General features: G+C 61.9%; 28 protein-coding genes and 1 pseudogene. 18 read left to right on the forward strand and 11 right to left on the reverse strand.

The features are described from left to right. Positions 1 to 73: 73 nt before the first annotated feature. A complete protein-coding gene (gene ypfJ / locus ACQVLG_RS24330; RefSeq protein WP_474291373.1) occupies positions 74 to 964 on the forward strand; it encodes a KPN_02809 family neutral zinc metallopeptidase in 891 nt (296 codons plus the stop codon). Positions 965 to 1,005: 41 nt separating this feature from the next. On the opposite strand, the gene ACQVLG_RS24335 is transcribed toward ypfJ, so the two are convergent. The 5 genes from ACQVLG_RS24335 to ACQVLG_RS24355 all read right to left on the reverse strand — a co-directional run bounded on the left by ACQVLG_RS24335 (position 1,006) and on the right by ACQVLG_RS24355 (position 6,404). After that, positions 1,006 to 1,761, reverse strand: coding sequence for a TIGR03118 family protein (locus ACQVLG_RS24335; RefSeq protein WP_474291375.1), 756 nt, complete (start codon positions 1,759 to 1,761; stop codon positions 1,006 to 1,008). A gap of 139 nt (positions 1,762 to 1,900) precedes the next feature. Beyond that, positions 1,901 to 2,665, reverse strand: a complete 765-nt coding sequence (locus ACQVLG_RS24340) for a substrate-binding periplasmic protein (RefSeq protein ID WP_230537585.1) — start codon at positions 2,663 to 2,665, stop codon at positions 1,901 to 1,903. Further along, complete coding sequence (gene nadC / locus ACQVLG_RS24345) at positions 2,665 to 3,531, reverse strand: carboxylating nicotinate-nucleotide diphosphorylase (protein ID WP_474291377.1); 867 nt, start codon at positions 3,529 to 3,531, stop codon at positions 2,665 to 2,667. Before nadC ends, ACQVLG_RS24340 begins: the two co-directional genes overlap by 1 nt. Continuing rightward, a complete protein-coding gene (gene nadA, locus ACQVLG_RS24350) occupies positions 3,528 to 4,661 on the reverse strand; it encodes a quinolinate synthase NadA (RefSeq protein ID WP_230537583.1) in 1,134 nt (377 codons plus the stop codon). The genes nadC and nadA overlap by 4 nt, the downstream gene beginning before the upstream one ends. Positions 4,662 to 4,805: 144 nt before the next feature. Next, positions 4,806 to 6,404, reverse strand: a complete 1,599-nt coding sequence (locus ACQVLG_RS24355) for an ABC-F family ATPase (RefSeq protein ID WP_034756044.1) — start codon at positions 6,402 to 6,404, stop codon at positions 4,806 to 4,808. A 298-nt stretch (positions 6,405 to 6,702) separates the two neighbouring features. Here ACQVLG_RS24355 and ACQVLG_RS24360 point away from each other — a divergent pair, with 298 nt between their 5' ends. The 5 genes from ACQVLG_RS24360 to ACQVLG_RS24380 all read left to right on the forward strand — a co-directional run bounded on the left by ACQVLG_RS24360 (position 6,703) and on the right by ACQVLG_RS24380 (position 10,530). Beyond that, positions 6,703 to 6,951, forward strand: coding sequence for a hypothetical protein (locus ACQVLG_RS24360; RefSeq protein ID WP_230537582.1), 249 nt, complete (start codon positions 6,703 to 6,705; stop codon positions 6,949 to 6,951). Between the two features lie 194 nt (positions 6,952 to 7,145). Continuing rightward, positions 7,146 to 7,688: a DUF2939 domain-containing protein gene (locus ACQVLG_RS24365; RefSeq protein WP_474291380.1), complete on the forward strand. Its 543-nt coding sequence runs from the start codon at positions 7,146 to 7,148 to the stop codon at positions 7,686 to 7,688. 308 nt (positions 7,689 to 7,996) lie between these two features. Then, positions 7,997 to 9,130, forward strand: a complete 1,134-nt coding sequence (locus ACQVLG_RS24370; protein WP_474291382.1) for a hypothetical protein — start codon at positions 7,997 to 7,999, stop codon at positions 9,128 to 9,130. Between the two features lie 207 nt (positions 9,131 to 9,337). After that, complete coding sequence (locus ACQVLG_RS24375; RefSeq protein ID WP_474291384.1) at positions 9,338 to 10,036, forward strand: hypothetical protein; 699 nt, start codon at positions 9,338 to 9,340, stop codon at positions 10,034 to 10,036. Positions 10,037 to 10,083: 47 nt separating this feature from the next. Further along, a complete protein-coding gene (locus ACQVLG_RS24380) occupies positions 10,084 to 10,530 on the forward strand; it encodes a GNAT family N-acetyltransferase (RefSeq protein WP_474291386.1) in 447 nt (148 codons plus the stop codon). Positions 10,531 to 10,589: 59 nt separating this feature from the next. Here ACQVLG_RS24380 and ACQVLG_RS24385 read toward each other — a convergent pair whose 3' ends face one another. After that, positions 10,590 to 11,237, reverse strand: coding sequence for a DUF3334 family protein (locus ACQVLG_RS24385; protein ID WP_474291388.1), 648 nt, complete (start codon positions 11,235 to 11,237; stop codon positions 10,590 to 10,592). Positions 11,238 to 11,718: 481 nt separating this feature from the next. On the opposite strand from ACQVLG_RS24385, the gene ACQVLG_RS24390 reads away from it, so the two are divergent. The 5 genes from ACQVLG_RS24390 (at position 11,719) to ACQVLG_RS24410 (ending at position 16,208) form a co-directional block, all read left to right on the forward strand. Next, complete coding sequence (locus ACQVLG_RS24390) at positions 11,719 to 13,389, forward strand: DUF6138 family protein (protein WP_474291390.1); 1,671 nt, start codon at positions 11,719 to 11,721, stop codon at positions 13,387 to 13,389. Between the two features lie 97 nt (positions 13,390 to 13,486). Beyond that, positions 13,487 to 14,173, forward strand: a complete 687-nt coding sequence (locus ACQVLG_RS24395) for a hypothetical protein (RefSeq protein ID WP_474291392.1) — start codon at positions 13,487 to 13,489, stop codon at positions 14,171 to 14,173. A gap of 25 nt (positions 14,174 to 14,198) precedes the next feature. Then, the gene (locus ACQVLG_RS24400) at positions 14,199 to 14,531 is read left to right on the forward strand and encodes a hypothetical protein (RefSeq protein ID WP_474291394.1); all 333 of its coding nucleotides are present in this window, start codon (positions 14,199 to 14,201) and stop codon (positions 14,529 to 14,531) included. An 84-nt stretch (positions 14,532 to 14,615) separates the two neighbouring features. Further along, a complete protein-coding gene (locus ACQVLG_RS24405) occupies positions 14,616 to 15,257 on the forward strand; it encodes a hypothetical protein (protein ID WP_474291396.1) in 642 nt (213 codons plus the stop codon). Positions 15,258 to 15,344: 87 nt separating this feature from the next. Next, positions 15,345 to 16,208, forward strand: coding sequence for an alpha/beta hydrolase (locus ACQVLG_RS24410; protein WP_474291398.1), 864 nt, complete (start codon positions 15,345 to 15,347; stop codon positions 16,206 to 16,208). Here ACQVLG_RS24410 and ACQVLG_RS24415 read toward each other — a convergent pair. Beyond that, positions 16,183 to 17,109 (reverse strand): LysR substrate-binding domain-containing protein, encoded by a 927-nt coding sequence (locus tag ACQVLG_RS24415; RefSeq protein ID WP_474291400.1) that lies wholly within the window; start codon positions 17,107 to 17,109, stop codon positions 16,183 to 16,185. The two genes, ACQVLG_RS24410 and ACQVLG_RS24415, sit on opposite strands and share 26 nt — an antisense overlap. A gap of 168 nt (positions 17,110 to 17,277) precedes the next feature. Between ACQVLG_RS24415 and ACQVLG_RS24420 the strand changes: the two genes are divergently transcribed. From ACQVLG_RS24420 to ACQVLG_RS24445, 6 genes and pseudogenes are all read left to right on the forward strand, one after another. After that, entirely contained in the window at positions 17,278 to 17,898 is a 621-nt protein-coding gene (locus tag ACQVLG_RS24420; RefSeq protein WP_474291402.1) for a LysE family translocator, read from the forward strand. Between the two features lie 75 nt (positions 17,899 to 17,973). Further along, a pseudogene (locus tag ACQVLG_RS24425) lies at positions 17,974 to 18,830 on the forward strand (undecaprenyl-diphosphate phosphatase). Between the two features lie 58 nt (positions 18,831 to 18,888). Beyond that, a complete protein-coding gene (gene mntP / locus ACQVLG_RS24430) occupies positions 18,889 to 19,458 on the forward strand; it encodes a manganese efflux pump MntP (RefSeq protein WP_230537569.1) in 570 nt (189 codons plus the stop codon). A 106-nt stretch (positions 19,459 to 19,564) separates the two neighbouring features. Further along, the gene (locus ACQVLG_RS24435; protein WP_070259409.1) at positions 19,565 to 19,771 is read left to right on the forward strand and encodes a hypothetical protein; all 207 of its coding nucleotides are present in this window, start codon (positions 19,565 to 19,567) and stop codon (positions 19,769 to 19,771) included. A gap of 247 nt (positions 19,772 to 20,018) precedes the next feature. Continuing rightward, positions 20,019 to 20,375 (forward strand): hypothetical protein, encoded by a 357-nt coding sequence (locus ACQVLG_RS24440; RefSeq protein WP_474291405.1) that lies wholly within the window; start codon positions 20,019 to 20,021, stop codon positions 20,373 to 20,375. Positions 20,376 to 20,391: 16 nt separating this feature from the next. Beyond that, positions 20,392 to 20,652, forward strand: a complete 261-nt coding sequence (locus tag ACQVLG_RS24445; protein ID WP_474291407.1) for a hypothetical protein — start codon at positions 20,392 to 20,394, stop codon at positions 20,650 to 20,652. Positions 20,653 to 20,665: 13 nt separating this feature from the next. Here ACQVLG_RS24445 and ACQVLG_RS24450 read toward each other — a convergent pair whose 3' ends face one another. Further along, positions 20,666 to 20,887, reverse strand: coding sequence for a hypothetical protein (locus ACQVLG_RS24450; protein WP_230537566.1), 222 nt, complete (start codon positions 20,885 to 20,887; stop codon positions 20,666 to 20,668). A gap of 146 nt (positions 20,888 to 21,033) precedes the next feature. Here ACQVLG_RS24450 and ACQVLG_RS24455 point away from each other — a divergent pair, with 146 nt between their 5' ends. Continuing rightward, entirely contained in the window at positions 21,034 to 21,750 is a 717-nt protein-coding gene (locus ACQVLG_RS24455; RefSeq protein ID WP_474291409.1) for an SOS response-associated peptidase, read from the forward strand. Here the strand turns inward: ACQVLG_RS24455 and ACQVLG_RS24460 are convergent. The 3 genes from ACQVLG_RS24460 to ACQVLG_RS24470 are packed head-to-tail and all read right to left on the reverse strand — an operon-like array spanning position 21,747 to position 24,807. Next, on the reverse strand, positions 21,747 to 22,925 hold the full coding sequence (locus ACQVLG_RS24460; RefSeq protein WP_474291411.1) for a DUF418 domain-containing protein: 1,179 nt from the start codon (positions 22,923 to 22,925) through the stop codon (positions 21,747 to 21,749). The two genes, ACQVLG_RS24455 and ACQVLG_RS24460, sit on opposite strands and share 4 nt — an antisense overlap. Positions 22,926 to 22,939: 14 nt before the next feature. Next, entirely contained in the window at positions 22,940 to 23,857 is a 918-nt protein-coding gene (ldcA, locus tag ACQVLG_RS24465) for a muramoyltetrapeptide carboxypeptidase (RefSeq protein WP_474291413.1), read from the reverse strand. 32 nt (positions 23,858 to 23,889) lie between these two features. Beyond that, positions 23,890 to 24,807: an alpha/beta fold hydrolase gene (locus ACQVLG_RS24470; RefSeq protein ID WP_474291415.1), complete on the reverse strand. Its 918-nt coding sequence runs from the start codon at positions 24,805 to 24,807 to the stop codon at positions 23,890 to 23,892. Positions 24,808 to 25,075: the final 268 nt, after the last annotated feature.

The following is a 25,075-nucleotide window of genomic DNA, read 5'->3' on the forward strand; positions in this document are numbered from 1 at the left end:
TAACAAGATTCGTCGCAAGAAGCATATGCAGGCGTCACCAATCAATCGCACAATCGCAGCAGGAGTAAAGATCATGAAATGGGAAGGCAATCGCGAAAGCGACAATGTGGAAGACCGCCGCGGCGAAGACGGCGGGGGCGGCAGTGGGGGCGGCTTCGGTTTTGGCGGGCGCTCGATCGGCATCGGCACCATCGTCATCGCCCTCGTCGGCTCGTATGTGCTGGGCGTCAATCCCCTGACCTTGCTCAACCTGCTCAGCGGTGGTGGCGGCCAGATCAGCACCCAGCAAAGCCAGGCGCCTGCGGGCCAGGCACCCGCAAACGACGAGATGACCCGCTTCGTGCGGACCGTGCTGGCCGATACGGAAGACACGTGGGGCGCCCTGTTCAAGGCCGAAGGCGGCAGCTATGTCAAACCCAAGCTGGTGCTGTTCTCGGGCAGCATCCCGACGGCCTGCGGCACGGGCCAGAGCGCCAGCGGCCCCTTCTATTGCCCCGGCGACCAGAAAGTCTACCTGGACCTCGATTTCTTCAATCTGATGCAGCAGCGCTTCAAGGTCTCGGGCGAATTCGCGGAAGCGTACGTGATCGCGCATGAAGTGGGACACCACGTGCAAAACCTGATGGGCCTGTCCGAAAAGGTCGACAATGCGCGCCGCACGCAATCGGAGCGCCAGGCCAACGCCATGTCCGTGCGCCTGGAGTTGCAGGCCGACTGCTTTGCCGGCGTGTGGGCATTCCACGCGAACCAGGACCGCAAGATCCTGGAACAAGGCGATGTGGAAGCGGCCCTGAAAGCGGCCACGGCCATCGGCGACGATGCGCTGCAGCGCCAGGCGCAAGGCCATGTCGTGCCGGACTCGTTTACGCACGGCACCTCGGATCAGCGCGTGCGCTGGTTCAGCAAGGGCATCGAGAGCGGCCAGATCAGCCAGTGCAACACCTTCGAGGCGCGCCAGCTGTAAGCATGGCCAGCCCCGTGCCGCCCCGCGGGCGCACGGGGACGTTACTTCACATCGATGCGTCCGTATTGCCCGTGCGCCTCGTCATCCGGCCCGGCCGCATAGAACAGGGTATTCAGAGGCTGATTGTTGAGGCCATTGCCGAAGGCAATCCCCCACAAGCCATCGATCACCAGCGGCGTGCCGTCAGCCTTGCGCAGCGGACCGCCGGCGGCGCCCGTGGACGGGTCATAGGCATTGATCTTGCCGTCGCCAAAATTCCCTATCAATAACATATTGCTGGCCGTGCCGAAATCGGCCGGCGCCAGCGCCATGCCCCAGGGTGCATTCAAGGCCCCGCCGCTCACCAGCCGCTTGAGCAGTGTGCCGCCCGTGTCATACACATTGACGATGCCGAGGCCCGCGCCCGCCTCCTCGTCGTCGCCGCTGGCCTCGCGCATGGCATAGGCGACATAGATGCGCTCGCCGATGGCCTGGATGCCGAACGGCGCATAGCCGGCCGGCAAGCTGGGGTCGCTGAAGGCGCCAGGCAAGCTGACTCTGGCGAAATTGGCATCGAAGACGTCGACGCGCCGGTTATGGAAATCGGCCGCATACAGGTAATTGGCGTTCGCATAACGCGAGATGGCCAGGCCCTTGTAGACGCTGCCGTCGGCGCTGCCGTCGAACACGACCAGGGCCGTCGTCGGGCTGACCGTGGGAGACCAGGCCGAGATGCTGCCGCTTTCGCTGGCGAAGATGAACGGGCTGGGCGCCGTCACGCCGTTCTGGCTCAGCCAGGATGACGGCGAGACAGGCATAAAGAATCTGCTTGCTGGTATGCGTTTTCATGGCGTTCCCCTTCTGCGCGATGGACAGAATTGCGCTGCCTGTCATCAGGGTATAACCAGGCCGAGCAGGACGCTTGAGGCGTGTCAAACACAGGGAAGATAGGCCGTGTCAGGGCATGCCGACGTCGTAGCGCTTGCCCAGCCGTTTCAGTTCGCCCGTCTCGATCAGGCTATTCAATTCCTGGTCGAACTGCAGGCGCAGCTTGTCGAAAGCAGGCGAGCGGGGATAGGCGAAATAGCCGTTTTGGATTTCTATGACTTTGGGCAAGGGTTTCACCTGGCGGCCATAGCCGAGCCGGGCAATCACGGGGTCGGTATTGCGGCGGTTGCTGACGAAGACGTCGACGTGGTTGTGCACCAGCATCTTCAAGCCATTTTCCACATTGTTGGCCACGCTGACCTGCAAGCCGGGCCGGACTCTTTCCCAGTCCGCGCCATAGGCCCAGCCATTGAGCAGCACCACCCGGCGCTGCTTCAGCGCCGCGTAGTCGCCATCCCAGCCGAAACTGGCGTCCTGGCGCGTATAAAAGACCATCTGGTCCTGGTAAAACGGCTTGTCGGAAAACGCCATGCTGGCGATGCGCTCGGGCGTCTTGTAGGGGCCGATCAGGATATCGGCCTGCCCCTGCACCAGCATGGCTTGCGCGCGCGCCCACGGCACCATGCGAAAACGCACGGTATTGCCCGTGCGCGCCGCCAGCAGGCGCAGCAGTTCCGCGCCCAGGCCGCCATACTCGCCGCTGTCCTGGTACTCGAAGACGCGCTCGAACTGCGCGCCCACGGCCAGCAGCTCGCGCGCCTGCGCGTGCAAGGGCACGGCCAGGGCCGGCCACAGCAGCGCCAGGGCCAGCAGGCGCCGCCCCGCTCCTCTCATCAGCCGACGATGCGCAAGGAGTAATCGGTGGCCTGCACATCCTTGGTCAGGCTGCCGATCGAGATGCGGTCCACGCCCGTTTCGGCAATGGCGCGCACGGTGTCGAAGTTAATGCCGCCCGACGCTTCGAGCAAGGCGCGGCCGTTGGTAAGGGCCACGGCCTCGCGCATCATGTCGTTGCTGAAGTTATCGAGCAGCACGGAGACGGCGCCCGCGTCGAGCGCTTCCTGCAATTGCGCCAGGGTTTCCACCTCGATTTGCACGGGCACGCCCGCATCGAGGTTACGCGCGTTTTCCAGGGCCTGGCTGACGCCGCCGGCGGCCGCGATATGGTTTTCCTTGATCAAAATGCCGTCGTACAGGGCCAGGCGCTGGTTCTTGCCGCCGCCCACGCGCACCGCATACTTTTGCGCCAGGCGCAGGCCAGGCAGGGTCTTGCGCGTGTCCAGAATGGCGGCTTTCGTGCCAGCCACCACGTCGACATAGCGGCGCGTGGCCGTGGCCACGGCCGACAGCAGCTGCAGGAAATTGAGGGCGCTACGCTCGGCCGTCAGCAAGGCGCGCGCCGGCGCCTCAATCGTGCACACGACGCTGTCGGCCGTCATCATGTCGCCTTCGGCGTAATGCCAAACGATGTCGATGCTGCGGTCCAGGCTTTTCATGATGCCTTCGAACCAAGGCGCGCCGCACAGCACGGCCGCTTCGCGCACGATGACACGGGCCGTGACGATGTGGTCGGGCGGCACCAGCTCGCCCGTCAGGTCGCACTGGCCCACGTCTTCCAGCAAGGCGGCCAGCAGATTGCCCTCGAACGCGCGCGCCAGGGCGGGGTCAAAGGGAGCGAAAGAATTGACGAGAGTACTCATGCTGGACCGATTCCTTGGAACAATTTAGTTTCTTTAGCCAGGTCCGCGCCTGGCTGCAAGCCTGCCTTCTTGGCGGCGGCGAAGTCGAGCATGCGATTGATCGAACGCACGGCCAGCTGGCCGACGGCGGGATCGACGTGGATTTCGTTGTGCATGTTTTCCAGCGTTTGCGCCAGGTTCAGCAAGCCGTTCATGGCCATCCACGGGCAGTGCGCGCAGCTTTTGCACGTGGCGCTGTTGCCGGCCGTGGGCGCCTCGATGAAGCGCTTGCCGGGCGCGGCCGCGCGCATCTTGTGCAGGATGCCGTTGTCGGTGGCGACGATGAAAGTGTCCGTGTCCATGGTTTGCGCTGCCGCAATCATTTGCGACGTGGAACCGACCATGTCGGCCAGCGCCACCACGTTGGCGGGCGATTCCGGATGCACGAGCACCTTGGCTTGCGGATACTCTTCCTTGAGCAAATCGAGTTCGATGCCCTTGAATTCGTCGTGCACCAGGCAGCTGCCTTGCCACAGCAGCATGTCGGCGCCCGTTTCCTTCTGGATGTACGAACCCAGGTGCTTGTCCGGTGCCCACAGGATTTTCTTGCCCTGCGCATGCAGGTGGGCCACGATGTCGAGGCCGATGGACGACGTCACCATCCAGTCCGCGCGCGCTTTGACGGCCGCGCTGGTGTTGGCGTAGACAACGACGGTGCGGTCCGGATGGGCGTCGCAGAAGGCCGTGAATTCGTCCACCGGGCAGCCGAGGTCGAGCGAACAGGTCGCGTCGAGGTCAGGCATCAGGACGGTTTTTTCGGGACTGAGGATCTTGGCCGTTTCGCCCATGAAGCGCACGCCGGCCACGACCAGGGTCTTGGCCGGATGGTCGCGCCCGAAGCGGGCCATTTCCAGCGAGTCGGAGACGCAGCCGCCCGTGGCTTCCGCCAGGTCTTGCAGGTCAGCATCAACGTAATAGTGGGCAACGAGCACAGCTTCGCGCTCGGTCAGCAGGCGCTTGATGCGCGTGATCAGTTCGGCTTTTTCAGCCGGGGATGGCGTCGCTGGCGTGCGTGCCCAGGCGTGGGCAGTGCAGCTGGCTCCGTCTTGCGGGTGTTCGTACTCGACGGATTTGATGGCTAAAGTTTGCATGGCTGTGTCAAACAAAAACGGGATAGACCGGCACGATTGCAATAAAGCAGGTGCGCCGGAACGAAATAACCGCGGCGCGTCGGTGTGGTGCTGCCGGATGGGCGACTGGCGCGCCATCCGGCATTTACTATACCAAGCTAGATATTAATCAATACCTTGGCTCTTCAAATAGTCTTCGTAGTTGCCGCGGTAATCGACCACTTCATCTTCCTTGATTTCAATGATGCGGTTGGCCAGCGAAGAGACGAATTCGCGGTCATGCGACACGAAGATCAGGGTGCCCGCGTATTTTTCCAGCGCGATGTTCAGGGATTCGATCGATTCCATGTCCATGTGGTTGGTCGGCTCATCGAGCATCAGCACGTTGTGGCGGCCCAGCATCAGCTTGCCGTACATCATGCGGCCCTTCTCGCCACCGGACAGTACCTTGACAGCCTTTTTCACGTCGTCGCCGCCGAACAGCAAGCGGCCCAGGATGGAGCGCACGGCCTGGTCGTCGTCGCCCTCTTTCGTCCACTGGCCGATCCAGTCGGTCAGGTTCGTATCCTTGGCGAAATCTTCCGTCGGATCTTGCGGCATGTAGCCCACGTTGGCGTTTTCCGCCCACTTCACGCGGCCCTGGTCCGGCTGCAGGCCGGCGATGTCGCCCGCGATGCAGCGCAGCATGGTGGTCTTGCCGGCGCCGTTGGCGCCGATGATGGCGATGCGTTCGCCCGCTTCGACCATGATGCTGAAATTCTTGAACAGCTGGCGATCAAAACCTTTCGAGATGTTCTCGACTTCCACGGCCAGGCGGTGCAATTTCTTTTCGCCGTCGAAACGCACGAACGGATAGGCGCGCGACGATGGCTTGATGTCGTCGACCTTGATCTTTTCGATCTGCTTGGCGCGCGACGTCGCCTGGCGGGCCTTCGATTTGTTCGCGGCGAAGCGGCGCACGAACTCCTGCAGTTCGGCAACCTTGTCTTTCGCTTTCGCGTTGTTGGCCAGTTGCTGGTTGCGCGCCTGGGTCGAGGCGAACATGTATTCGTCGTAGTTGCCCGGATAAATCTTCAGGGTGCCGTAATCCATGTCGGCCACGTGGGTGCAGACCTGGTTCAGGAAGTGACGATCATGGGAAATGATGATCATGGTGGAGTTGCGCTCGTTGAGCACGTCTTCCAGCCAGCGAATCGTGTTGATGTCCAGGTTATTCGTCGGCTCGTCGAGCAGCAGGATGTCCGGGTTCGAGAACAGCGCCTGCGCCAGCAGCACGCGCAGCTTCCAGCCTGGCGAGACATTGCTCATCGGACCTTGGTGCAGGTCGATGGCGACGCCGGCGCCCAGCAGCAGTTCGCCGGCGCGCGATTCGGCCGTGTAGCCGTCGTATTCGGAAACCTTGCCTTCCAGTTCGGCGGCCTGCATGTAGTCGTCGTCCGTCGCTTCCGGGTTCGCGTAGATCGCGTCGCGTTGCTGGATGGCGGCCCACATTTCCGTGTGACCCATCATGACGACGTCGAGCACGCGCATGTCTTCAAACGCGAACTGGTCCTGGCGCAACTTGCCCAGGCGCTCGTTGGTGTCGAGCATGACGTTGCCGCCGGAAGGATCCAGGTCGCCGCCCAGGATCTTCATGAACGTCGACTTGCCGCAGCCGTTCGCGCCGATCAAACCATAGCGGTTGCCGTCGCCGAACTTGACGGAGATATTCTCAAACAATGGCTTGGCGCCAAACTGCATCGTAATGTTAGCTGTAGAAAGCATTAGTGAGGTCTTTATCCAGTGAAAACAGGTAGTTAGGTACTTTTCTCCCATTATACAGTACGCACCCCCTTCCCTCTATAGCGCCCCGAGGAAACCGCCAGCGGCGGCTAGCAGCAAGGGCAACGCCGCCATGCCGATCAAGGAAGGCGTCACACCGATGGCCGATATTTCACTCAAACAACCCTACCATCCGCTCTCGCAATATTGCCAAAAAAAATATCATAGCAAATGAGCCATGTTTTGCTACAATCAACTCACCCTCTTCAACGAATGTGTATCATCACGAAAGGTAATAAGCATGAAATTGTTTTCTGATTTTTGTTATTTGTTAATCAGTATTTCTGCATTGTCGCTGGCTGGCTGTGCCACCCCCGAACCTGCCGCTGAAAATGGCGCGCCCAAGCTCGCTGCCCGCAAATGCAATGCCAGCGTATCGCTCGGCACCATGATTGCCAAGAATTGCGGCGACACCACGGAAGCAAGGAACATTGACCCCAAGGAATTCCTCGACGCGATGCAGTCCCCTGGGACAATTCAAAGCAAATAATAGTCCGCCCTGCATCAGACCGCTGCGCTGGCACCCCGCCTCTCCAGGCCGGACGTGGCAAGCGCATCGCTTGCCCCCCGATAACGCCCTGCGACACAACCGTGTCCGCAGCACAGGCCATCATGGCCCCGCGCCGCCATGCACGCAGTAAAATGGCACGGCGCCCCCATCACTTACCACCGCACAGGCATCACTTGAAAAAAACTACCATCGCCGCCGTCGCGGCCGCCATTGCCATCGCCGCCACCGTCTACGCGTCGCCGTACTATGCCTTGCACCAGATCAAGACCGCCCTGGCCGAACGCAACGCCGAGGCTCTGGCCGCACACGTGGACTTCCCCGCCCTGCGCGCCAGCGTCAAGACGCAGCTGGAAGCCGGCATGGCCCGCAGCATTGAAGCGACGGCCGGCAGTGGCAATCCGCTGGCTGCCCTGGGGCAAAGGGTCGCCAGCGCCATGCTGGGCAAGATGGTCGACGCCATGGTCTCGCCCGCCGGCGTCGTCGCCCTCGTCAACAAGAGCGCCGTCAGCCCGCAAACGGATGCGGATGCCGATGCCCCGGCCGAGGGCGCGCGGAAAAAGGCCGATTATTCGGCAGGCTATGCCGGCGTGAACACCTTCATCGTGCGCGCCAAGGATGGCGATGCGCAGCAAGGCGCGCTTGTCCTGCTGCGCCATGGCGTGTGGGGCTGGAAGCTGAGTTCGATCGAGATTGCGTCGGCGATGGCCGGGAGGTAATGGAAATGTTTGGAATTAGGCACTGGATAGCACGCAACTTGCACCTCTCGGAAGGCGTGCCACATCCGCCCCATGCACGCCTAATTCAGCACGCGCCCCACCGAAAAGTATATTTTATAAATTGAAAATTGTGACAAAGCGAGTATTTTTTGCAAGAAAGAAGCGATATATTGATTAAATAGACGTAGCTCACAATCGCCTAACCTTCTAAAGTAGTGTTTTAGTGCACATCTTTTACTCACGCACCATTTAGAAAATTAATGGTCGCTGAAGTTGTGAAGCATATTTTCTCACCATATAGAGGAAACATGGAAACCGCCGATCGAACAAAACTGCTCCCGCGCCTCATGGTGACGCTACTTGGATCATTAATTACAAGTGGATGTTCTTTTTCAAATGGAATTATGAAGACCTATCCAGCAGCAGAGGATTTTGAAGTCAGTTCATTGGCTAGCGCAAAAAAGATAAGAGTCCATCTTTGGGCAAGCAACAATTCTGTAGTCGGTGGCACAACAAATACAGGAAATTCAATTGGGCCATCTATTCCCGAGCTAACTGCAGAAGTTTGGTGCATAACCAGGAATAAGACAAACATTACAGAACCAATCCCACAGGGCTGCAAATACATTACCCTAATAGAAAGTGCGCAAGACAAAGCAAATGATGTCAGTGGCGTAACGGACTTTTTTAAAGCCTGCGATGACGAGGCTGCCAGCCCGCCAATTTGCAAAACTGCACGCAACCGTTTACATTCATACTTAATGAAAATTGCCAAGAAAAATTGCAGCACTTATCTACAAGATGTTTTTACGGTAAAAACCACCGCAGATGGAACCTCTGGATTTCTCAAAGATATGCTCAGCGGAGGAGCGATCACGGGGGCAGCGTCAGGCTCACCTCCGGTAGCCGGAGGCTTGGCCTTGGCCAATCTACTAGTCGGCTCATATGACAAAGTCAATCACTCATTGTTTATGGGTGAAACTGCGCCAGTACTTGTGCTGGCAATTGAGGCAGCACAAGAGATCTACCGCACGGATAAAAGCAATTCATGCTCGGAGGTAAATCTAGATGGGACAAGCAGTTATGGAAACTGCGACGTTCACAAGGTTTTCTCTTTCATCCAAGGATATTCAGATCAATGCTCGTTGAAGGCCGGAATTGCTGTTCTTAATGCCGCAGTAGGCGTTAAAAATGTAAAAGAAGTGTCGGAAAGAGCTAAAATAACCGCGGAAGAAGCAAAGGATGCTGCAAAAAAGGCCTCAGCTGCCGCAGAATTGGCTGTACTAAGATCTGCGAGTGCCCTGAGCGGCGCTGACAAAAATGGACTGAATATTTCTATTAAAGCCATAGAAGATGATCAGAAAAAATCTGTTGACAGAATTGCCGAACTCGAATCTGCGCTAAAAGTACTACAGGAACGTAATGTACTTCAAAACCAGTAGATGAACATCCCTCATCTTCACGTTTAGAAGAAAATAGTATCTCAATGCACCCTTCACATTCCACAAAAGGGCTAGGAGTCGATCTTCATCTCTTCGTTGCCGTGCGCTCATACGCAGATCTACTACAGTTTAATGCCAAAATGTGTATCATTTCCCCCACCAAAATGTGCGACGCCCGCCGAGCAAAATGAGTACCCATGAGGATGTATGCTGACACAAGATGTTTTAATAATAACTATCGCGCTACTCTTCGCCAATACCGCGCTGGCCGCCAGCCCCCCTGATACAGAGCGGAATCCGCGCACTACTTCCGCCGAGCGCACCCACTCCATCGCCTCGCGCATGCAAGCGGAAACGTCCAGCGCCGCCGATCCCGGCGCGCCCGCGCCGCTGCCCGTGCCCAGCGACATTTCGCTGGCAGAACTGGAGCGCCGCCTGGCGCTGGGCCAGGCGCAAAGCGCCGAAAAGCACTGGAGCAGCGCGCTCGACCCGGCGGTATTGACGGCCCTGGCGCAACAGATGGGGTGCCGCGATATCGTCGGCGTGCAACCGTTCGGTTTCCCGCTGGACCGGACGCAGCCTGCCGTCCTGAGCGGCGCGCACCTGCTGGCCCGCTGCCCGGAGCGGGCTTACGTGACGATCACGGCGATGTCGATGGCGGGCAAGGCGGGCAAGCGCGTCACCCTGAGCCCGCAGGCGTTCAGCCACACGGTCGATGGCAGGCCGGCGCGGCGCCTGTATTACAAGGCGCCCAACGGACGCCAGAAGGAATCGCTGACCATCATCGATGGCAGCTATGCGTATGCGCTCGAATACTGGTCGCTCGATGACAGCCAGCAGAGCGGCATGGTGGGTATGCGCCGCATGGAAACATTGACGTTGCCGCAACAAGCCGGGCAAAATTAGTCAAAATACTGTATATTCATACAGTTATCGACCATTTCCTGTCCGCCATGCCCGCCAACCCGCACCACGCCTTGCCCTACACCATTTCCGTCAGCGCCACGATCGACGCGGAAGTCGAGCAAACTATCCTCGACGGCTTGAACGCCTATAACGATGCCATCACCGGCTATAGCGACAGGCAGGTATTGAGCGTGGTCGTGCGCGACCGCGACAGCCAGCGCGTGCTGGGCGGCGCCATGGGCCGGACCTCGCTGGGTTTGCTGTTTCTCGATTTGTTTTATTTGCCCGCCACCTTGCGGGGGCTGGGCCTGGGCAGCCAGGTACTGGCGCAATTCGAAGAGGAAGGACGCCGGCGCGGCTGCGGCTCGGCGGTGCTGTACACCATCAGTTTCCAGGCGCCCGAATTTTACGAGCGCCGCGGCTGGCGCCGCTTCGGCGAGATTGCCTGCAGCCCCGAAGGGACGAGCCGGGTCTTCATGAGCAAGAGCCTGTAGGCTGCATATGGCAGCGGCCGGCGGCAAACCTGCCGCCAGCCGCTGCCGGAGACATCCGCTTACATGCCCAGCGACTTGAGCAGGTCGGCGTTGTCGTCGTCTTCCGGCTCCGCCGCAGGCGCGGGGACCGTTTCCCGTTCGCGGTTCGCGTATTCGCTATCCATCAGCGAATCGGCGTCGACTTCGCGCGAATCGAAATCGTGCAACTTGATGAACTCGGTACGGTCGATCGCCAGTTCCAGATAGAAAATATTGTTCTTTTCCGTGTAGAAAGTGACGCGGCGCATTTCCGGCCGGTCCAGCGGCGTGTCGACGCTGAGCATCACCTGCTTGTTCAGCACCAGCATCTTCGGCTGGCTCTGGGTGATGTTCGTTTGCAATTCACGGCGCACCTTGCCCGTGAAATCGCCCACGATCTGGTTCATCAGCTCGCCCATGATGTTCGACACTTCGTCCGAAGTGTAGAAGCTGGCCAGCTCCGACTTCGGCATACCCATGTGCAACATGTAGCGCTCGTAGATTTCCATCGCCGTATCGGCGGCAAAATTGAGCACCACCAGGCCCGTGAAACCGCCATCAAACATGACGAAACAGCCGATGTCCGGCTTCAGGCCCGTCTTGGTGATGCGCTGCACCATGCCTGAATAATTGACCTTGCTTTGCGTTGCAACGTTGAGCACCCGAACCACCGAGTTGCACAAACTCATCAACAAATCTTCTGTACCGTACACACAACATCCTTTTCTGCATCCATGAGCAACCTCTCCTACTATTTTAAAGATGACAGCACTGTTCCCTGCCCGCCGCGAGCCGAAACACGACCGTTTCGCTCAGCAAGCGGACGACTTCACCTTTGCATGCCTGACCTTGCGTGGCAGTGCGCGCCGCATTGCCGCGGACGTGGACCGCCCTCTTACCTTTTTCTGTATAGAAATAAGTATCAGATGCGCAGAATACCCAGATGTAACATTTCCGTCCAGCCATACCTGCATTTACTTGATGATCTGTGCAGAAATACAAAAGCGGCGTTGCCATACGCCGCAAAGCGGCCAGGCATGCAACATTATGCGAAAGATCACGCTCTTCGCCCGCCCCGGACACCGTTGCGCGCGCCGCGCCGGGGCGGCATGTTTTATACTGCCGCGCATCAATAGCGCAAACGCAACATGAATGGAGAGGCAACAGACGATGAGCACACTGCAAGAACAGGCAACGGCGGAAATGACGGCGGCAATCGAAGCGTGGTTTGCCGAGCGCCTCAAGCGCACCGACCTGGAAGCCGCCGTGAAGCGGACAACCTTGCAAATGGGAATCTTTAACGATTTCCTGCTCGACTACAAACCGGGACGCACCACGGCCGACGATTTCCATCTGGCCGATACCGGGGATGTCGCACCGAGGACGCCATCGCGCCTCGATGAAGCCGTCGTGCGCGACAGCATCGCGCCCCGGCTGGCCGCCCTCGTGCGGGCGAAGCTGGAAACACTGGCCGACACGCCCTTCGTCGATTACCGCTTCAGCTTTCGCGGCAAGTTCCAGACGGCGCAGGGCATGCTGCACCTGAACCTGCTCGAGTATGTCAACGCAGGCAAGCGCCAGACATTGCTGGAGAACATACGCGCGTATGTCGCGCAAAAACTCGAGCACGGCAACCGTCCGACGAAAAAGCTGGAAACCTTCTTCCTGGCGCGCCACCTGCTCGATCCCCACCTGTTCCCGCAACCCGATATCGCCTGGACGATCACCCAATTCGAGCGCATCGAGCAACTGAACAAGTCACGGCCACAGGCGCTGGCAGAACACCGCAGCGATATCATCCAGGCCGTGTCGGCGTGGGCGGAAAAGCAGTTCCTGCCACAGTTCTATGATATGCAGCAATCAAGCTACCGTGCCACCGAATACACCTTGAAAACGGGCGCGGCGCTTGACAAGCAGGCGCTGGCGCCCATCGACCTGCTGCTGTACGGCGCCGTCATGATCTTGCGCCATGAACCGAGCTATGCCAAATCGACAGGCCTGAAATTCCTGGAAATCGCGCGCGAACTGGGCAGCGAGCGGGCCGTGCGCATGCTCAAGGAAGGCAGCAGCACTTTCGCGCCCGACGCCATCCACCTGAAAAATGCCCAGCTGGAATGCCGCGCCAACGACGTGTTTGCCACGATCACCATCAGCATCGCCCGCGAAGAGGAAGGCGCGTATGCGCAGGCGCTGGCCTTCATCACGCACCTGCTGAACAGCGGTTTCCCGAAAAGCTGCCAGATCAAGCTCAAGTCCAAGGTCAAGGAATATCTGCCCTTAAAAGGGCTGGCCCGCTCCGACACGCACCGTTTCTTTGCCAATGCCCTCGCCTGGCCCGCCCTGCAGCCGCAGTTGGAAGCGTATGCGCGCGCCGCCATCGAGCAATTCGAATTCTATGCCGACACGGAAGGCGAAAAGAACTGCATGCCCGGCAGCTACGCCACGTTCGGCCTGGGCTTGCTCGATGCGCGTTATTTCCCGCTGGTGCAGCACTACATGGCCAACGTCGACGAGGAACACCAGTCCGTGCAGGACCAGTTCACGGCGGCCTTTGCCGAAAAGCATGGCGTGACGACGGAGTCCGCTCCCGTGCTGGCGGCCTGCCTGCGCGCCTGCACGGATAATGCCAAAGTGAAAATCCAGGCGGAACTGGAAGATGTGGAGAAACTGGAGCTGTTCTGCCAGCAACTGCAGGGGCTGGACGGCTATCTGGTCGAGCACATGCTGTATCCCATCTGGGGCAAGCTGGAAAAACTGGCCACTTTGGCGCGCAAGGCCCAGGGCCGGCGCAAGGAGCTGCTGCTGGCTTTGCTGGAAGCGGCGAGCAAGACGCACGCCTAAAGTGTGCAACGTTATGACTTTCACCATCTATAATGCGCGCGCCAGAGTTGCTATAAAGCATCTTTTGGCGCCTGACATCGAATCGTGGAGAACATACATGCACCAAACAGTAGCAACATCGCGTACCGCCCTGCTGGCGGCAGCCTTTACCGCCGTGGCGCTGGCGCAGCCCGCCATTGCCGCCGACACCGCCGTGGTACTGGCGCCCGTCGACGTGGCGAACCTGTACATCAAGACCATCATCAACCACGATGAAGCGAGCGTCGCCCAGCTCAACGCCTACCTGCGCCCCACGCGCCTGGCGGGCCACCAGAGCGCCGAATACGCGTCGTACAGCGGATTGAAGGAGACGGATGCGAAATTCCCGACGGAAACCGGCAAGCTGATCGCCGACCTGTTCCCCGCCGCCATGCGCGCGGCCGTCACGCCGGCCGCCGAACAGCTGACCGCGAACATCATCGCCGCCAAGAATGGCGCCGCGTGCCAGGCCACCAAGGCCGACCCCGTGACGGTGGAAAACGGCATGCAGACGGCCGTCGTCAGCTTCGAATGCCAGCTCGTCAAGGTTCCCGTCGCATGGGCGCCTGCCGCACAGCAACTGGCGAAGAGCGGCTGCAAGGTCGAGCAATGCAAGGCCGGCCTGCAAAAGATCGCCGCCACCTACACCAGTTCGCCGAAGCAGACCTGGCGCGCCGCGTTCGCCGTCAGCCGCGAAAAGGACTCGGAAGCGTGGCGCAACGATTTCGCGCGCGAAACTTTCGATGAAATCTGGGAATACCTGTAATCCTTCACTCATCTATGGACTGCCGGTGGATAAACCCAAACTGACACCCGTCGCCCAGCCGGCGGGCCTGGCCTTGCTGCGCCTGCTCGACCCCGACCATGTGGAAGGCGCCGTGGTCGCGCAAGCGCTGGCGCAAGACCTGGCCAGCCTGCACGGCAAACAATTGCTGGCGCTGCTGCGCCGGCTGCGTGCCGCCCAGTCCAATCAGCAGGATTATGCGGGCGCCAGCCCGGCGCAAGCCGAACAGCAGTTCGGCGCCGCCATCGCCGCCGTCAAGGCTGAGCTGGCCACGCGCCCGCACATTCCCAACAAGCAGGAAGCCAAGGCCCTGCGCCAGGCGGCGGCAAAGAAGCGCTGAACGGGCCTGCGGTGCGCGGGCGGGCACGGCCCGCCTTCTATAATCGGTGACGATACCTTGTTTCCCGCACTGAAAGGACTCCCCATGCCCACATCAATCTCCCGCCATGTAGCCGGTTGCGCCGTATTGGCCTTTTCCGGTTTGGTCGCCATGCAGGCCGTCCATGCCGAAGAGACGGGGCCCATCGATGCGCGTGCCGTGTGGCAGGAACGCTCGCTGTCAACCTGCCGCAGCGGGCAATCGCACTCCGCGCCCGACGTCTGCATGTTGCGCACCATGCAGCGTACCGGTGCGCACCCGCAAGCCATCGCCGCCGCCAGGATGCTGGTCAGGGCAAACATGGCAGGTTACATCTCTGCCTGGCGCCCGCTGGACAAGGTGGCGCTGGCCACCGTCACCTATCCGTTTCGCGCCAACACGAATGAAAGCACCTTGCTGATCGGCAGCGATGGCGCCGCCATCGACGTCGACGAGCACTCCGTGCGCGAGGAAGACCGCGCCACGCCTGCATGGCAAGCGTTTACGGCCGCCCACCCGGATGCCATGCCGTTTGCGCCCGCCGAGTTCGTCGGCAGCACGGCGACGGCCGATGGCGGCCAGAGCGTGCTGTTTTCCACGCCCCTGATCACCTGCCACGCCTGCGCCGACGATGGCGCGCTGCTGGTCGCCTACACGATCGACAAGGCCGGTATCGTGCTCGAGCGAAAACTCTTGACGATCAAGTAATGCTGCACCAAAGATAAGATAAAATTGCTTGGTGGCATGTCTATACGAGTACATGCCATCGATCCAACTTACTTATCACAGGAAAACATGCGCCGCTCTTGCCTTGCACTGCACCTCACCGCCGCCCTGCTGCTGTCCAGCTCCTTCCACCTCGCCACTGCCGCGCCCGCCGCTGCCGCTTCCTCCAGCGCAGCCACGCCGCTCGTCATCGGCGAAAGTTTCAGCATCGATTCGCAGGCGCTGAAAGAAAAACGCCACATCAATGTGTACATGGCGCGCGCCTGGGATACGCCGCCCGACGCGCCCTTGCCCGTGCTCTACATGCCGGATGGCGGCGTGGCCGAAGACTTTTTGCACGTGGCCGGCTTGCTGCAAGTGTCGGTAGCGAATGGCACCATGCGCCCCTTCATGCTGGTCGGCATGCAAAACACGCAGCGCCGGCGCGACCTGACGGGGCCGACGGACAGCGCGACAGACCGCAAGATCGCTCCCGTCGTGGGCGGCGCGCAAGCCTACCGGGCCTTCATCCGCGACGAACTGATGCCGGAAGTCAAGCGCCGCTACCGCACGACGGGCGAGACGGCCATCGTCGGCGAATCGCTGGCGGGCCTGTTCGTGGTGGAAACGTATCTGCTGGAACCGCAGCTGTTCGACCATTACCTGGCCTTCGACCCCAGCCTGTGGTGGAATCATGGCGCGCTGCCGCGCCAGGCGGCGGAGTTGCTGGCCAAGGGCAAGCCAGGCAAGCACAGCCTATACCTGGCGTCCAGCAGCGAAGCGGGCATCGCCGTGGAAGTACAGCGCCTGGCCGACGTGCTGGCAAAACAGGCGCCTTCCGGCTTGCAGTGGCACCAGGAAAAGATGCCGACCGAAACCCATGGCACCATCTACCATCCGGCAGCGTTAAAAGCGTTCCGCGCCGTGTTCAAGCCGGCCGCCGCGCCCCAGTAAGCAGGACGGCTACGCCACCGGCAGCGCCTGCCCCATCTGCTCGCGCAGCCAGTGCAGCAGGCAAGGTGGTGCGGCGCGCGTCGCCGTCGAACGGCAGCGGCGACAGCAGGAAATAGCCGCTGCCGTCGCGCCGGAAACCCAGGGGCGCGACCAGGCGCCCGCTGTCGATATCTTCGCGCGCCATGAAGATGGAGCCGATCGCCACGCCCAGGCCGGCGCAAGCCGCTTGCAGGCTCAGGTAGAAATGCTCGTAGGTCTGGCTGTCGCCGTGGCCGTGGCTGCCGTCGTCCGCGCCGGCGGCGCGCCAGTGCGTCCAGGCGGCCGGGCGCGACGCCGTGTGCAGCAAGCGCTGCGCGGACAGGTCCAGCCGGCCTTGCCGCAGCAGGGCCGGCGCGCACACGGGCGCAATCCATTCCTCGCACACCTTTTCCGCATGCAGTGCCCCATCCCACGCAAAATCGTTGCGCCGCAGCGCCACGTCCACCGCATCGCGCTGGAACGCCACCGGCCCGCCCGAGGCGAACAGGTGCAGCGGCACGTCGGGATGGCGCTGGTAAAAATCGCCGAGGCGCGGAATCAGCCATTTCATCGCAATCGTCGGCTCGCACGACACCACCAGCGGCGCCGGGCGCGCCGGCTGGCGCACCGCATCGAGGGCGGCGTCGAGCCGTTCGAACGCTTGCTGCACGGCATCGCGCAACTGCGCGCCAGGCACAGTCAGGTAGACGCCGCGGTTACGGCGTTCGAACAGGGCCGTGCCCAGCGACGTTTCCAGCAGGCGGATTTGCCGGCTGACCGCCCCGTGCGTCACGTGCAGCTCCGCGGCCGCCTGGACGAAGCTGCCCAGCCTGGCGGCCGCCTCGAAGAAACGCAAGCTACCGAGTGCTGTCTGCCTGCTCATGATCTGTCATTTTTTCTCACACATATCGGCAAGATATCATCGTTTTTCATCGTCCGCCATTATACGGATAATGCGTCTTCCGGCCACCGGCAAGGGCGAAGTGCCTTGCCATACAGGCGATGAATACTCACCGATTGCCATGCGGCCGCCATTCTCCAAGGAAGATACATGATTGCATTGCTTGCCGTTGCATTGATTACCCTGCTGGCCGCCATCGTCCCCGGCCCCGATTTCGCCATGGTCACGCGCAACAGCTATCTGCATGGCCGCCGCGCCGGCTTGCTGGCCGCGCTGGGCATCGCGCTGGGCGTGCAAGTGCACGTGTTCTATACGATGTTTGGCGTAGCGCTGCTCATCGCCGGTTCGCCTGCGCTATTTACGGCGATCAAGCTGGCCGGCGCCCTCTACCTGGCCGTGATCGGCTGGAACACCTGGGCCAACCGCGCCGGACTCGTCATCGACCTGCACGGCGACGCCTGCGTGCCACGGCATCAAATCTTGCTCAACGGCTTTCTGACGAATGCCCTGAATCCGAAAACGACCCTGTTTGTCATCAGCACCTATACGCAGGTGGTGCAGCCCGGCACGCCATTGCGTGTGCAGTTCGGCTATGGGCTGTGCATGTCCGCCATCCACCTCGCGTGGTTTGCCCTCGTGGCCATCTTTTTCTCGCAAGCAAGTTTTCGTTTGCGCATGGTCAAGCACCAGCGCACCATCGACCGCCTGATCGGCGCGCTGCTGATGGCCCTCGGCGTGCTGCTCGCTTGCGCCAACATGGACAAACTGTAATGGCGCGCACGGCTCAGGCGCGCAATGGGCCGGGTAAAATCGGCGGCCCTGCGTTTCCATCCAAGTCCCTTCCCCATGAGCTTTTTGCAACTATTTATCCTTTCCATCGTCCAGGGTTTCGCCGAGCTGCTGCCCGTATCCAGCTCCGCCCACGTCATCATGGCGGAAAAGCTGATGGGACTGGACCCGACCTCGCCCGAGCTGACCATGCTGCTCGTGATGCTGCATACGGGCACCATGTTCGCCGTCATCGTGTATTTCTGGGCATCCTGGCGCGCCACGTATTTCAGTTCGGCCGGTGCCTTCCGCAGCAATGTGCTGCTGCTGGCGGCCGCCACGGCCCTGACGGGCGTCGTCGGCTTCGGCTTGCTGAAAGGCATTACGCACGTCATGAGCAAGGATGCGCCCGGCTTTGAAATCGAGCACCTGTTCGGCAATGCGAAACTGATGGCTGCCGCCCTGGCTGCCGCTGGCGTGCTGATCATCGTCTCGTCGCGCCTGCAGGCGCGCCAGCATGGCACCTTGTCCATCGGCAAGGCGATGGTGATCGGCGCCGTGCAGGGCCTGTGCCTGCCCTTCCGCGGCTTTTCCCGCTCGGGCGCCACCATTTCGGCCGGCATCGCCATGGGCGTGCCGCAGCGCCGCGCCGAGGAATTCAGTTTCGCCCTGGCCGTCGTGCTGACGCCGGCCGTGCTCGTCAAGGAAGGCTGGCGCTTCTACCAGGCCGTGGCAAATGGCAGCCTGGACCATCTGGAACACGGCAACAGCGTGCTGCACTTGCTCGGCCCCAGCCTGCTGGGCATGCTGCTGTCGTTCCTGGCTGGCTTGCTGGCCCTGCGCTGGCTGTCGCGCTGGCTGGAACAGGGGGCCGCTGGCATTTCTTTGGCGCCTATTGCCTGCTGGCCTCGCTGGTGGTGCTGTACGTAGGGTAAAATCGCCGGGTTTCTAGTTCATACATACATCCCAGCCAGGTTTTACAGAAAGCCAACGATGAATTTCGCCGCCACCGCCGCCCTCTCGCTTGCCATGTCCACCGATGCCTTCGCGGCCGCCGTGGGCAAGGGCGCCGCCCTGCACAAGCCGCAATGGCGCGAGGCGCTGCGCACGGGCCTGATCTTTGGCGTCATCGAAGCCATCACGCCCCTCATCGGCTGGGCCCTGGGCAGCGTGGCCGCGCCCTACGTGGAAGCGTGGGACCACTGGATCGCCTTCAGCCTGCTGGGCATCATCGGCCTGTTGATGATACGCAATGCCCTCTCCGACGCCGACGAGGAAGAAGCCCCCGCGCAATCGCACTCGTTCTGGGTGCTGGCCGTCACGGGCCTGGCCACCAGCATCGACGCCATGGTCGTGGGCGCCGGCCTGGCCTTGCTGGGCGCCAACATCGTCGTCACGGCCGCCGCCATCGGCTTTTCCACCTTCGTCATGGTGACCCTGGGCGTGATGCTGGGCCGCGTACTGGGCACCATCGCGGGGCGGCGCGCCGAACTGGTGGGCGGCCTGGTGCTGATCGTCATCGGCTGCGTGATCCTGTACGAGCATATCGGCCATCCGGCCTGAGGAAGGGACGACCGACAGGCGCGCACGGCATCAGCGCCGGCGTGGGCGGCAGCGCGCTTTGTGCTACATTGAATACTCTGCATTCCTGTCTCGCAAGGTGACCATCATGGAAACTCTGGAGCTGCTTTTTGCCTCGCTGGTGCGCGAGACGGCCGAGTCGATACGCGACCACCACGTCCCTTTTGCCATCAAACACGACGAACGCGCGTATTTCGAGTGGATGGATGGGCATCCGATCAATGGCTATATCCAGGAAGCGTATCGCGAGATCGAAGAAACGGCCCAGCAGATCCGCGCCATTCGCGCTGGGTGATGACGGCTGGGTGATGACGCTTGCCGCAAGCTACTGCGCGGGGCGCTTTGCGGCCTGCGATGCTCACCGTACTCATGTACGGTTGCGCTTCTCGGCCACAAATCACCGCCGCTCGCTACGCTTGCAGCAAGCGTCGATACGCTAGTTGAATGCGTTCAAGGGCCGTATTGATACAAATCAAACACTCTGCTGTTCGATACGCTCAAAAAGGTCTGAGCCACCACAATCAGGTCTGGAGGCGGGAGACATGGATCAGGAACAAAGACACCAGATCAGGGGCTATGAATTTCATGTGGCGGGGGCGCTGGAGAAGGATGGGCGCTACCGGGGCATGATTTTGATCAGCAAGCGCGGCGATACGCTGCAGGTGTACGCCAAGCCCGTGCTGATTGAAACGCCCAGCAGTTTCAAGTCCGTGCATGCGGCCTTGATCGAGGCGTCGGCGTATGCCCAGGAACTCATTTATAACGGCGCCATCAAGGCGCTGCTGCCGGCCGAGCGCCACTGGCGGATACACAGGCTGGTACGCAGGCGCCGCAGCCGCCGGATTTCGTCGGCAACTGACGCTGGCAAGCTCATCCGGCCGCCCTGGACGCGCGTATAATGACGCGCTTTCCCGGATGAAAACGCAGAATATGGAATATGTGAATTTGCCGCTGGTCTTCCTCGTCGGCTGCGCCCTGATCGCCTTGCTGGCCAAGAAGAATGGCTATTCGTGGTACCTGCTTTTCTTTGCCATCGCCGTACCCCCGCCCCTGTTGCTGCTGGCCTTGCCGCATGCGGTGGGCGCGGAGGCCGCCACGCTGACCTCCGTACGGCTGGGTACCGCCCTGCTCTTCCCCGTGGCCGGCTTGCTGCTGGCCCTGCGGCGCAAGCGCTGACCGGCAAGCTGCGTCAGCGCGCCTGCATGCCATCGGCCAGGCGCCAGCCGACGGACAGCGCCAGTTGCTGCGCCTCTTTTTCGTTGCTGCAATCGTCGTAATCGCAGGTATCCGCATACGCCCCGCACGCCTGGTTCTGGCTGATGTACGAGCCGACCCAGCGGCCATCGCGGCGCTGGCTGGCCGTGGCGCTGATGGTAAAACCTTTGTGGATGGTGGGATTTTCAAAAGGCATAATTCCTCCGATGCAAGAATAGCGTCAGGAACCTGACTGGCTTCCACTGTGCGCCTTGCGGCCGCCCAGGTCTGTACGTTTGACCACACTCACGAAAAGGGTGTGCGCCGCGCTCATGCCAGCAAACGATCGGGTATGATTTCCCCATGTGTGGACGATTCGATCAAAATGACACGGCGCGCGTGCTGGCGTCGTCCTTCGGCTGGACCGACGCGGTGTTCGACAGCGAGGCCGAGCCGCACCTGAACGTGTCGCCCGGCACCTACCGGCCCGTGCTGCACATCCAGGATGGCCAGCACCGGGTTGACGACGTCTTCTGGGGCTACCGTCCCGCCTGGGCCGCGCAAGCCGTGCCGGCGCCCGGCAAGAAAAAAATCCCCATCGCCATCAATGCCCGGCTGGAAAAACTGGCCGGCGCCTACTGGAAACCGCTGCTGCGCGCGGGGCGCGGCATCGTCTGCGTCGATGGCTGGTATGAATGGACAGGGGGAAAAGGCAGCAAGCAGCCGTGGCACATCCACCGCCGCGACCGGGCGCGCCTGTTCCTGCTGGCGCTGGCCCAGTTCGGGCCGTACAAACACAACCGGGAAGAAGCGGGCTTCGTGCTGGTGACGGCCGACAGCCTGGGCGGCATGGTCGATATCCATGACCGCCGCCCCGTGGCCGTCAGCCGGGAAGACGCGCACCGCTGGCTCGACCCGCAGCTGTCGCCAGAGCAGGCGCTGCACCTGGCGCGCACCTGCATGCTCGACGCGGACCTGTTCGAATGGCATACGGTCGACAATCCGCTGGTGCCCTCCGCCAGGGCCAAGGCGCCGCCGCCGGCCGCGGCGCAAAGTACATTCGACTGGGGTACGGATTAAGGCAGGCGCGCCAGCCGGCGCCACAGCGCTTCCATCGGCCCCTGGCGGAAGTGCCGCAGGCAGTAGCGGCTCAGCAGCACCTGCCCCGCCATGATCGCCAGGGCCAGGCCCAGCATCTCGATGGGGCGCAGCGTGGCGCCCCAGCCCAGCCCAGGCCCCTGCAGCAGCCAGGTACCGATCAAGGATTGCAGCAGATAATTGCTCAGCGCCATGCGGCCCACGGGCGCCAGCCACGACCCCAGCCAGCGCAGCAGGAAGGGGCCGGCCAGCATCAGCGCGGCCACATAGCCGGCCGCCAGCACGGGGCCGCCCGCGAACAGGCCCACTTCGAACAGGGCCGTGTCGAACACGGTTTGATATGGATCAGCCACCTGCCAGGCGATGGCGCCCGCCGCCAGCAGGTTGAACGGCAAGCCCGCGCCCAGCCCCACGGCGCGCACGCGGCGCCACAGGCGCTGGTGGCGCTGCGGCTGCGTCAGCCAGCCGCAACGCACGGACAAGATGCCCAGCAGAAACAGCACGATGATATGCGGCAGCATGACGACCGAGGACAGCACGGAGACGAGGAAATCGTTCGCGCGCAGCCTGGCCACGGCCCACGCGCCGCCTTGCGTGTAGGTCGCGTAGCGGGCGGCGAAGTTTTGCAAATCCTGCGCCGTGTCCGGCGCGCCGCCCTGCTGGCTCACGGGAATGAGCAAACACATGAACAGCAGAAAACCGCCCGCCACCAGCCAGGCGCGGTTGCGCACGCGGCTGAGCCTGGCGGATGCCAGAGACAGAATCAGCATGCCGGCCACCGCATATGAGGTGAGCACATCGCCGCTCCAGATGAGGAAACCGTGCAGGAGGCCGAACACGAGCAGCCAGCGCAAACGGCGCCGGTAGGCCGCTTGCGCCGCGCCCCAGCTGCCCAGCTGGCGCCGCAGCGAACGTGTCTGCAGGGCAAATCCGGCGCCGAACAGAAACGCGAAGATGGGATAGAACTTCAATTGCGCCAACGCCGCCACGCCGAAAATGACGAGCTGGTCGAGCACGGGCGGCTGCGCCGGCAAGGTGCCGTAGCGCAAGGACAGGCTGCCCCAGGCAAACGACCAGATATTCACCAGCAAGATGCCAAACACGGCCAGGCCGCGCAGCACATCGAGCTGCAGCAGGCGTCCGGGTTTGGCGCTCATGGGACCGAGGGCGCTCAGGGGCGCGCCAGGGTCGGGTAATCGCCCACCTGCAGGCTGAAGCCGGACGCATCCGATTGCAGCCGCGCCTGGCCGCCGAACGGCAAGGTGACCCGCCGGCGGATGTGGCCGAATTCCAGTCCCGTCAGCACAGGCACGGGCAGGCGAGCGCGCACGTAGGCCAGCATGGCGTCGAAATCGTAGCCCTTGTCCATCGGGCTCAATTTATAGGCGGAAAAGTCGCCCAGCACGACCGCATGCTGGCGTTCGAACACGCCCGCATGCAGCAATTGCAGCAGCATGCGCTCGACCCGGTACGGGTGTTCGTTGACGTCTTCCAGGAACAGGATGCCGCCATCGACCTGGGGGAAATATGGCGTGCCGAGCAAGTGCACCAGCATGGCCAGGTTGCCGCCCCACAAGGTGCCCACCGCCTCGACCTGCGGATTGCCGGCAGACACGCCCGTGACCGTGTGCATGGGACCGGCCAGGCATGACCACAGCTGGTCGAGCGTAAATTGCTCTGGCTCGTCGCGCGTAAAATCATCACAGACCATGGGCCCGGCAAAGCTGGCGCGGCCCGTCTTGGCCAGCAAGCCCATGTGGAAGGCCGTGAAGTCGCTGTAGCCGACGAACAGCTTGCCACTGTCCGCCATGCGCTCGAAATCGATGTCGGGCAGGATGCGGCTGATGCCGTAGCTGCCGCGCAAGGCGAGCACCACTTGCACGTCCGGGTCGGCGGCTGCCGCATTGAGCTGCGCCAGGCGGCCCGCATCCGTGCCGCCGAAGCGCTGGAAGCTGTGTTCAGGGTCGTAGTAATTGTGGACGGTGGCGCCTTGCGCCTGCAGGCGGGCGATGCCGCGCGCCACGGCCGCGTCATCGGGCGCGCAACCGCCCGGCGCCACGATGGCGATGCCAATTTCAGGTGTCTTCAAAATGCCCGTGCCTTCAAAAATGGTGGGCGCGCCTAGGCTGGCTGGGAGCGCATCTGGGGCGCCATCTTACCTTGCAGATGCACATCGATCAAGGCGAGCAGGCGCTCGATCAGCTGGGGCGGCATGTCGTGCCCCATGCCTTCGATCACTTCCAGCCGCGCGCCCGGAATCAGCGCCGCCGTATCGATGCCGCAGGCGACGGGGATCAAGGGGTCGGCCGCGCCATGGATCACCAGCGCCGGGCAACTGATGCTCGGCAACAAGGCCGTGCGTTCGCCCGAGGCGGCGATCGCCACCATTTGCCGCGCCACGCCTTCGGGGCAGCTGCCCCGCTGCAACGCCGCTTCGATGCGCTGGTACAGCAGCTTTTCCGAGACGGGATAGGCGGGACTGCCGATGACGCGCACGGTGGCGGCCATGTGCGCCATCAGTTCGGCGCGGCTGGCATTGCGCTTCGGCCGTTGCAACAAGGCGTTGCGCGCCGCCCGCGTGGGGCCGGGCAAGCCGCGTCGGCCGCTGCTCGACATGATGGAGGTCAAACTGAGCACCTGCAGCGGCGCGCGCGCCGCCATCACTTGCGCGATCATGCCGCCCATCGACACGCCGATCACATGCGCCTGGGCAATGCGCAAGGCCGCCAGCAAACCCAGCGCGTCGTCCGCCATGTCATTCAAGGTGTAGGAAGTTTTCAGGGGCCAGCCCAGCAGGTTTTTCACGTAGGCCAAGGGCAGATACGGTTTGCCCGCCAGCGCCATCTTGCTCGACAGGCCGCTGTCGCGGTTGTCGAAACGCAGGACGCGAAAGCCCTGTTCCACGATGCCTTCGACGAAGTCCGCCGGCCAGGCGATCAGCTGCATGCCCAGGCCCATGACCAGCAGCACGCACGGATCGTTGGGGTCGCCGTGGCTTTCATAAGCTATGTTGAGGCCGTTCGCCATGATGGTTGCCATGATTGCCTCTCTTCAGGAACCAGCACGCAGACACGATCGCTGCGGCCTTGCAATCAGCATACCACTATTGTGCTTCAGACATGAGACCGGCACGCGGCACCCAGCTGAAGTGTTGCTCTGCTCGCACATGACATAACCTACTGCGCGTCGCGACTTGCGGCCTGCGATGCTCACCGTACCTAAAGTACGGTTGCGCTTCTCGACCACAATTCGCTTCCGCTCGCTACGGCTCTGTCACGTGCTGATACTCATCAACTTGCAAAAAACC

Source organism: Janthinobacterium sp. TPC_1 (assembly GCF_056037845.1).

Excerpts from the sequence above, each read along its gene's own strand:
- ACQVLG_RS24385 (WP_474291388.1), bottom strand. The coding sequence starts at position 11,237 with ATGAGTTTGTGCAACTCGGTGGTTCGGGTGCTCAACGTTGCAACGCAA.
- ACQVLG_RS24445 (WP_474291407.1), top strand. The coding sequence starts at position 20,392 with ATGAAAACGCAGAATATGGAATATGTGAATTTGCCGCTGGTCTTCCTC.
- ACQVLG_RS24435 (WP_070259409.1), top strand. The coding sequence starts at position 19,565 with ATGGAAACTCTGGAGCTGCTTTTTGCCTCGCTGGTGCGCGAGACGGCC.
- ACQVLG_RS24455 (WP_474291409.1), top strand. The coding sequence starts at position 21,034 with ATGTGTGGACGATTCGATCAAAATGACACGGCGCGCGTGCTGGCGTCG.
- ACQVLG_RS24375 (WP_474291384.1), top strand. The coding sequence starts at position 9,338 with ATGCTGACACAAGATGTTTTAATAATAACTATCGCGCTACTCTTCGCC.
- ACQVLG_RS24470 (WP_474291415.1), bottom strand. The coding sequence starts at position 24,807 with ATGGCAACCATCATGGCGAACGGCCTCAACATAGCTTATGAAAGCCAC.
- ACQVLG_RS24360 (WP_230537582.1), top strand. The coding sequence starts at position 6,703 with ATGAAATTGTTTTCTGATTTTTGTTATTTGTTAATCAGTATTTCTGCA.
- ACQVLG_RS24370 (WP_474291382.1), top strand. The coding sequence starts at position 7,997 with ATGGAAACCGCCGATCGAACAAAACTGCTCCCGCGCCTCATGGTGACG.
- ACQVLG_RS24450 (WP_230537566.1), bottom strand. The coding sequence starts at position 20,887 with ATGCCTTTTGAAAATCCCACCATCCACAAAGGTTTTACCATCAGCGCC.
- ACQVLG_RS24420 (WP_474291402.1), top strand. The coding sequence starts at position 17,278 with ATGATTGCATTGCTTGCCGTTGCATTGATTACCCTGCTGGCCGCCATC.
- ACQVLG_RS24405 (WP_474291396.1), top strand. The coding sequence starts at position 14,616 with ATGCCCACATCAATCTCCCGCCATGTAGCCGGTTGCGCCGTATTGGCC.
- ACQVLG_RS24415 (WP_474291400.1), bottom strand. The coding sequence starts at position 17,109 with ATGAGCAGGCAGACAGCACTCGGTAGCTTGCGTTTCTTCGAGGCGGCC.
- ACQVLG_RS24380 (WP_474291386.1), top strand. The coding sequence starts at position 10,084 with ATGCCCGCCAACCCGCACCACGCCTTGCCCTACACCATTTCCGTCAGC.
- nadC (WP_474291377.1), bottom strand. The coding sequence starts at position 3,531 with ATGAGTACTCTCGTCAATTCTTTCGCTCCCTTTGACCCCGCCCTGGCG.
- ACQVLG_RS24335 (WP_474291375.1), bottom strand. The coding sequence starts at position 1,761 with ATGCCTGTCTCGCCGTCATCCTGGCTGAGCCAGAACGGCGTGACGGCG.
- ACQVLG_RS24355 (WP_034756044.1), bottom strand. The coding sequence starts at position 6,404 with ATGCTTTCTACAGCTAACATTACGATGCAGTTTGGCGCCAAGCCATTG.
- ACQVLG_RS24410 (WP_474291398.1), top strand. The coding sequence starts at position 15,345 with ATGCGCCGCTCTTGCCTTGCACTGCACCTCACCGCCGCCCTGCTGCTG.
- ACQVLG_RS24460 (WP_474291411.1), bottom strand. The coding sequence starts at position 22,925 with ATGAGCGCCAAACCCGGACGCCTGCTGCAGCTCGATGTGCTGCGCGGC.
- ACQVLG_RS24390 (WP_474291390.1), top strand. The coding sequence starts at position 11,719 with ATGAGCACACTGCAAGAACAGGCAACGGCGGAAATGACGGCGGCAATC.
- ypfJ (WP_474291373.1), top strand. The coding sequence starts at position 74 with ATGAAATGGGAAGGCAATCGCGAAAGCGACAATGTGGAAGACCGCCGC.
- ACQVLG_RS24340 (WP_230537585.1), bottom strand. The coding sequence starts at position 2,665 with ATGAGAGGAGCGGGGCGGCGCCTGCTGGCCCTGGCGCTGCTGTGGCCG.
- ACQVLG_RS24440 (WP_474291405.1), top strand. The coding sequence starts at position 20,019 with ATGGATCAGGAACAAAGACACCAGATCAGGGGCTATGAATTTCATGTG.
- ACQVLG_RS24395 (WP_474291392.1), top strand. The coding sequence starts at position 13,487 with ATGCACCAAACAGTAGCAACATCGCGTACCGCCCTGCTGGCGGCAGCC.
- mntP (WP_230537569.1), top strand. The coding sequence starts at position 18,889 with ATGAATTTCGCCGCCACCGCCGCCCTCTCGCTTGCCATGTCCACCGAT.
- nadA (WP_230537583.1), bottom strand. The coding sequence starts at position 4,661 with ATGCAAACTTTAGCCATCAAATCCGTCGAGTACGAACACCCGCAAGAC.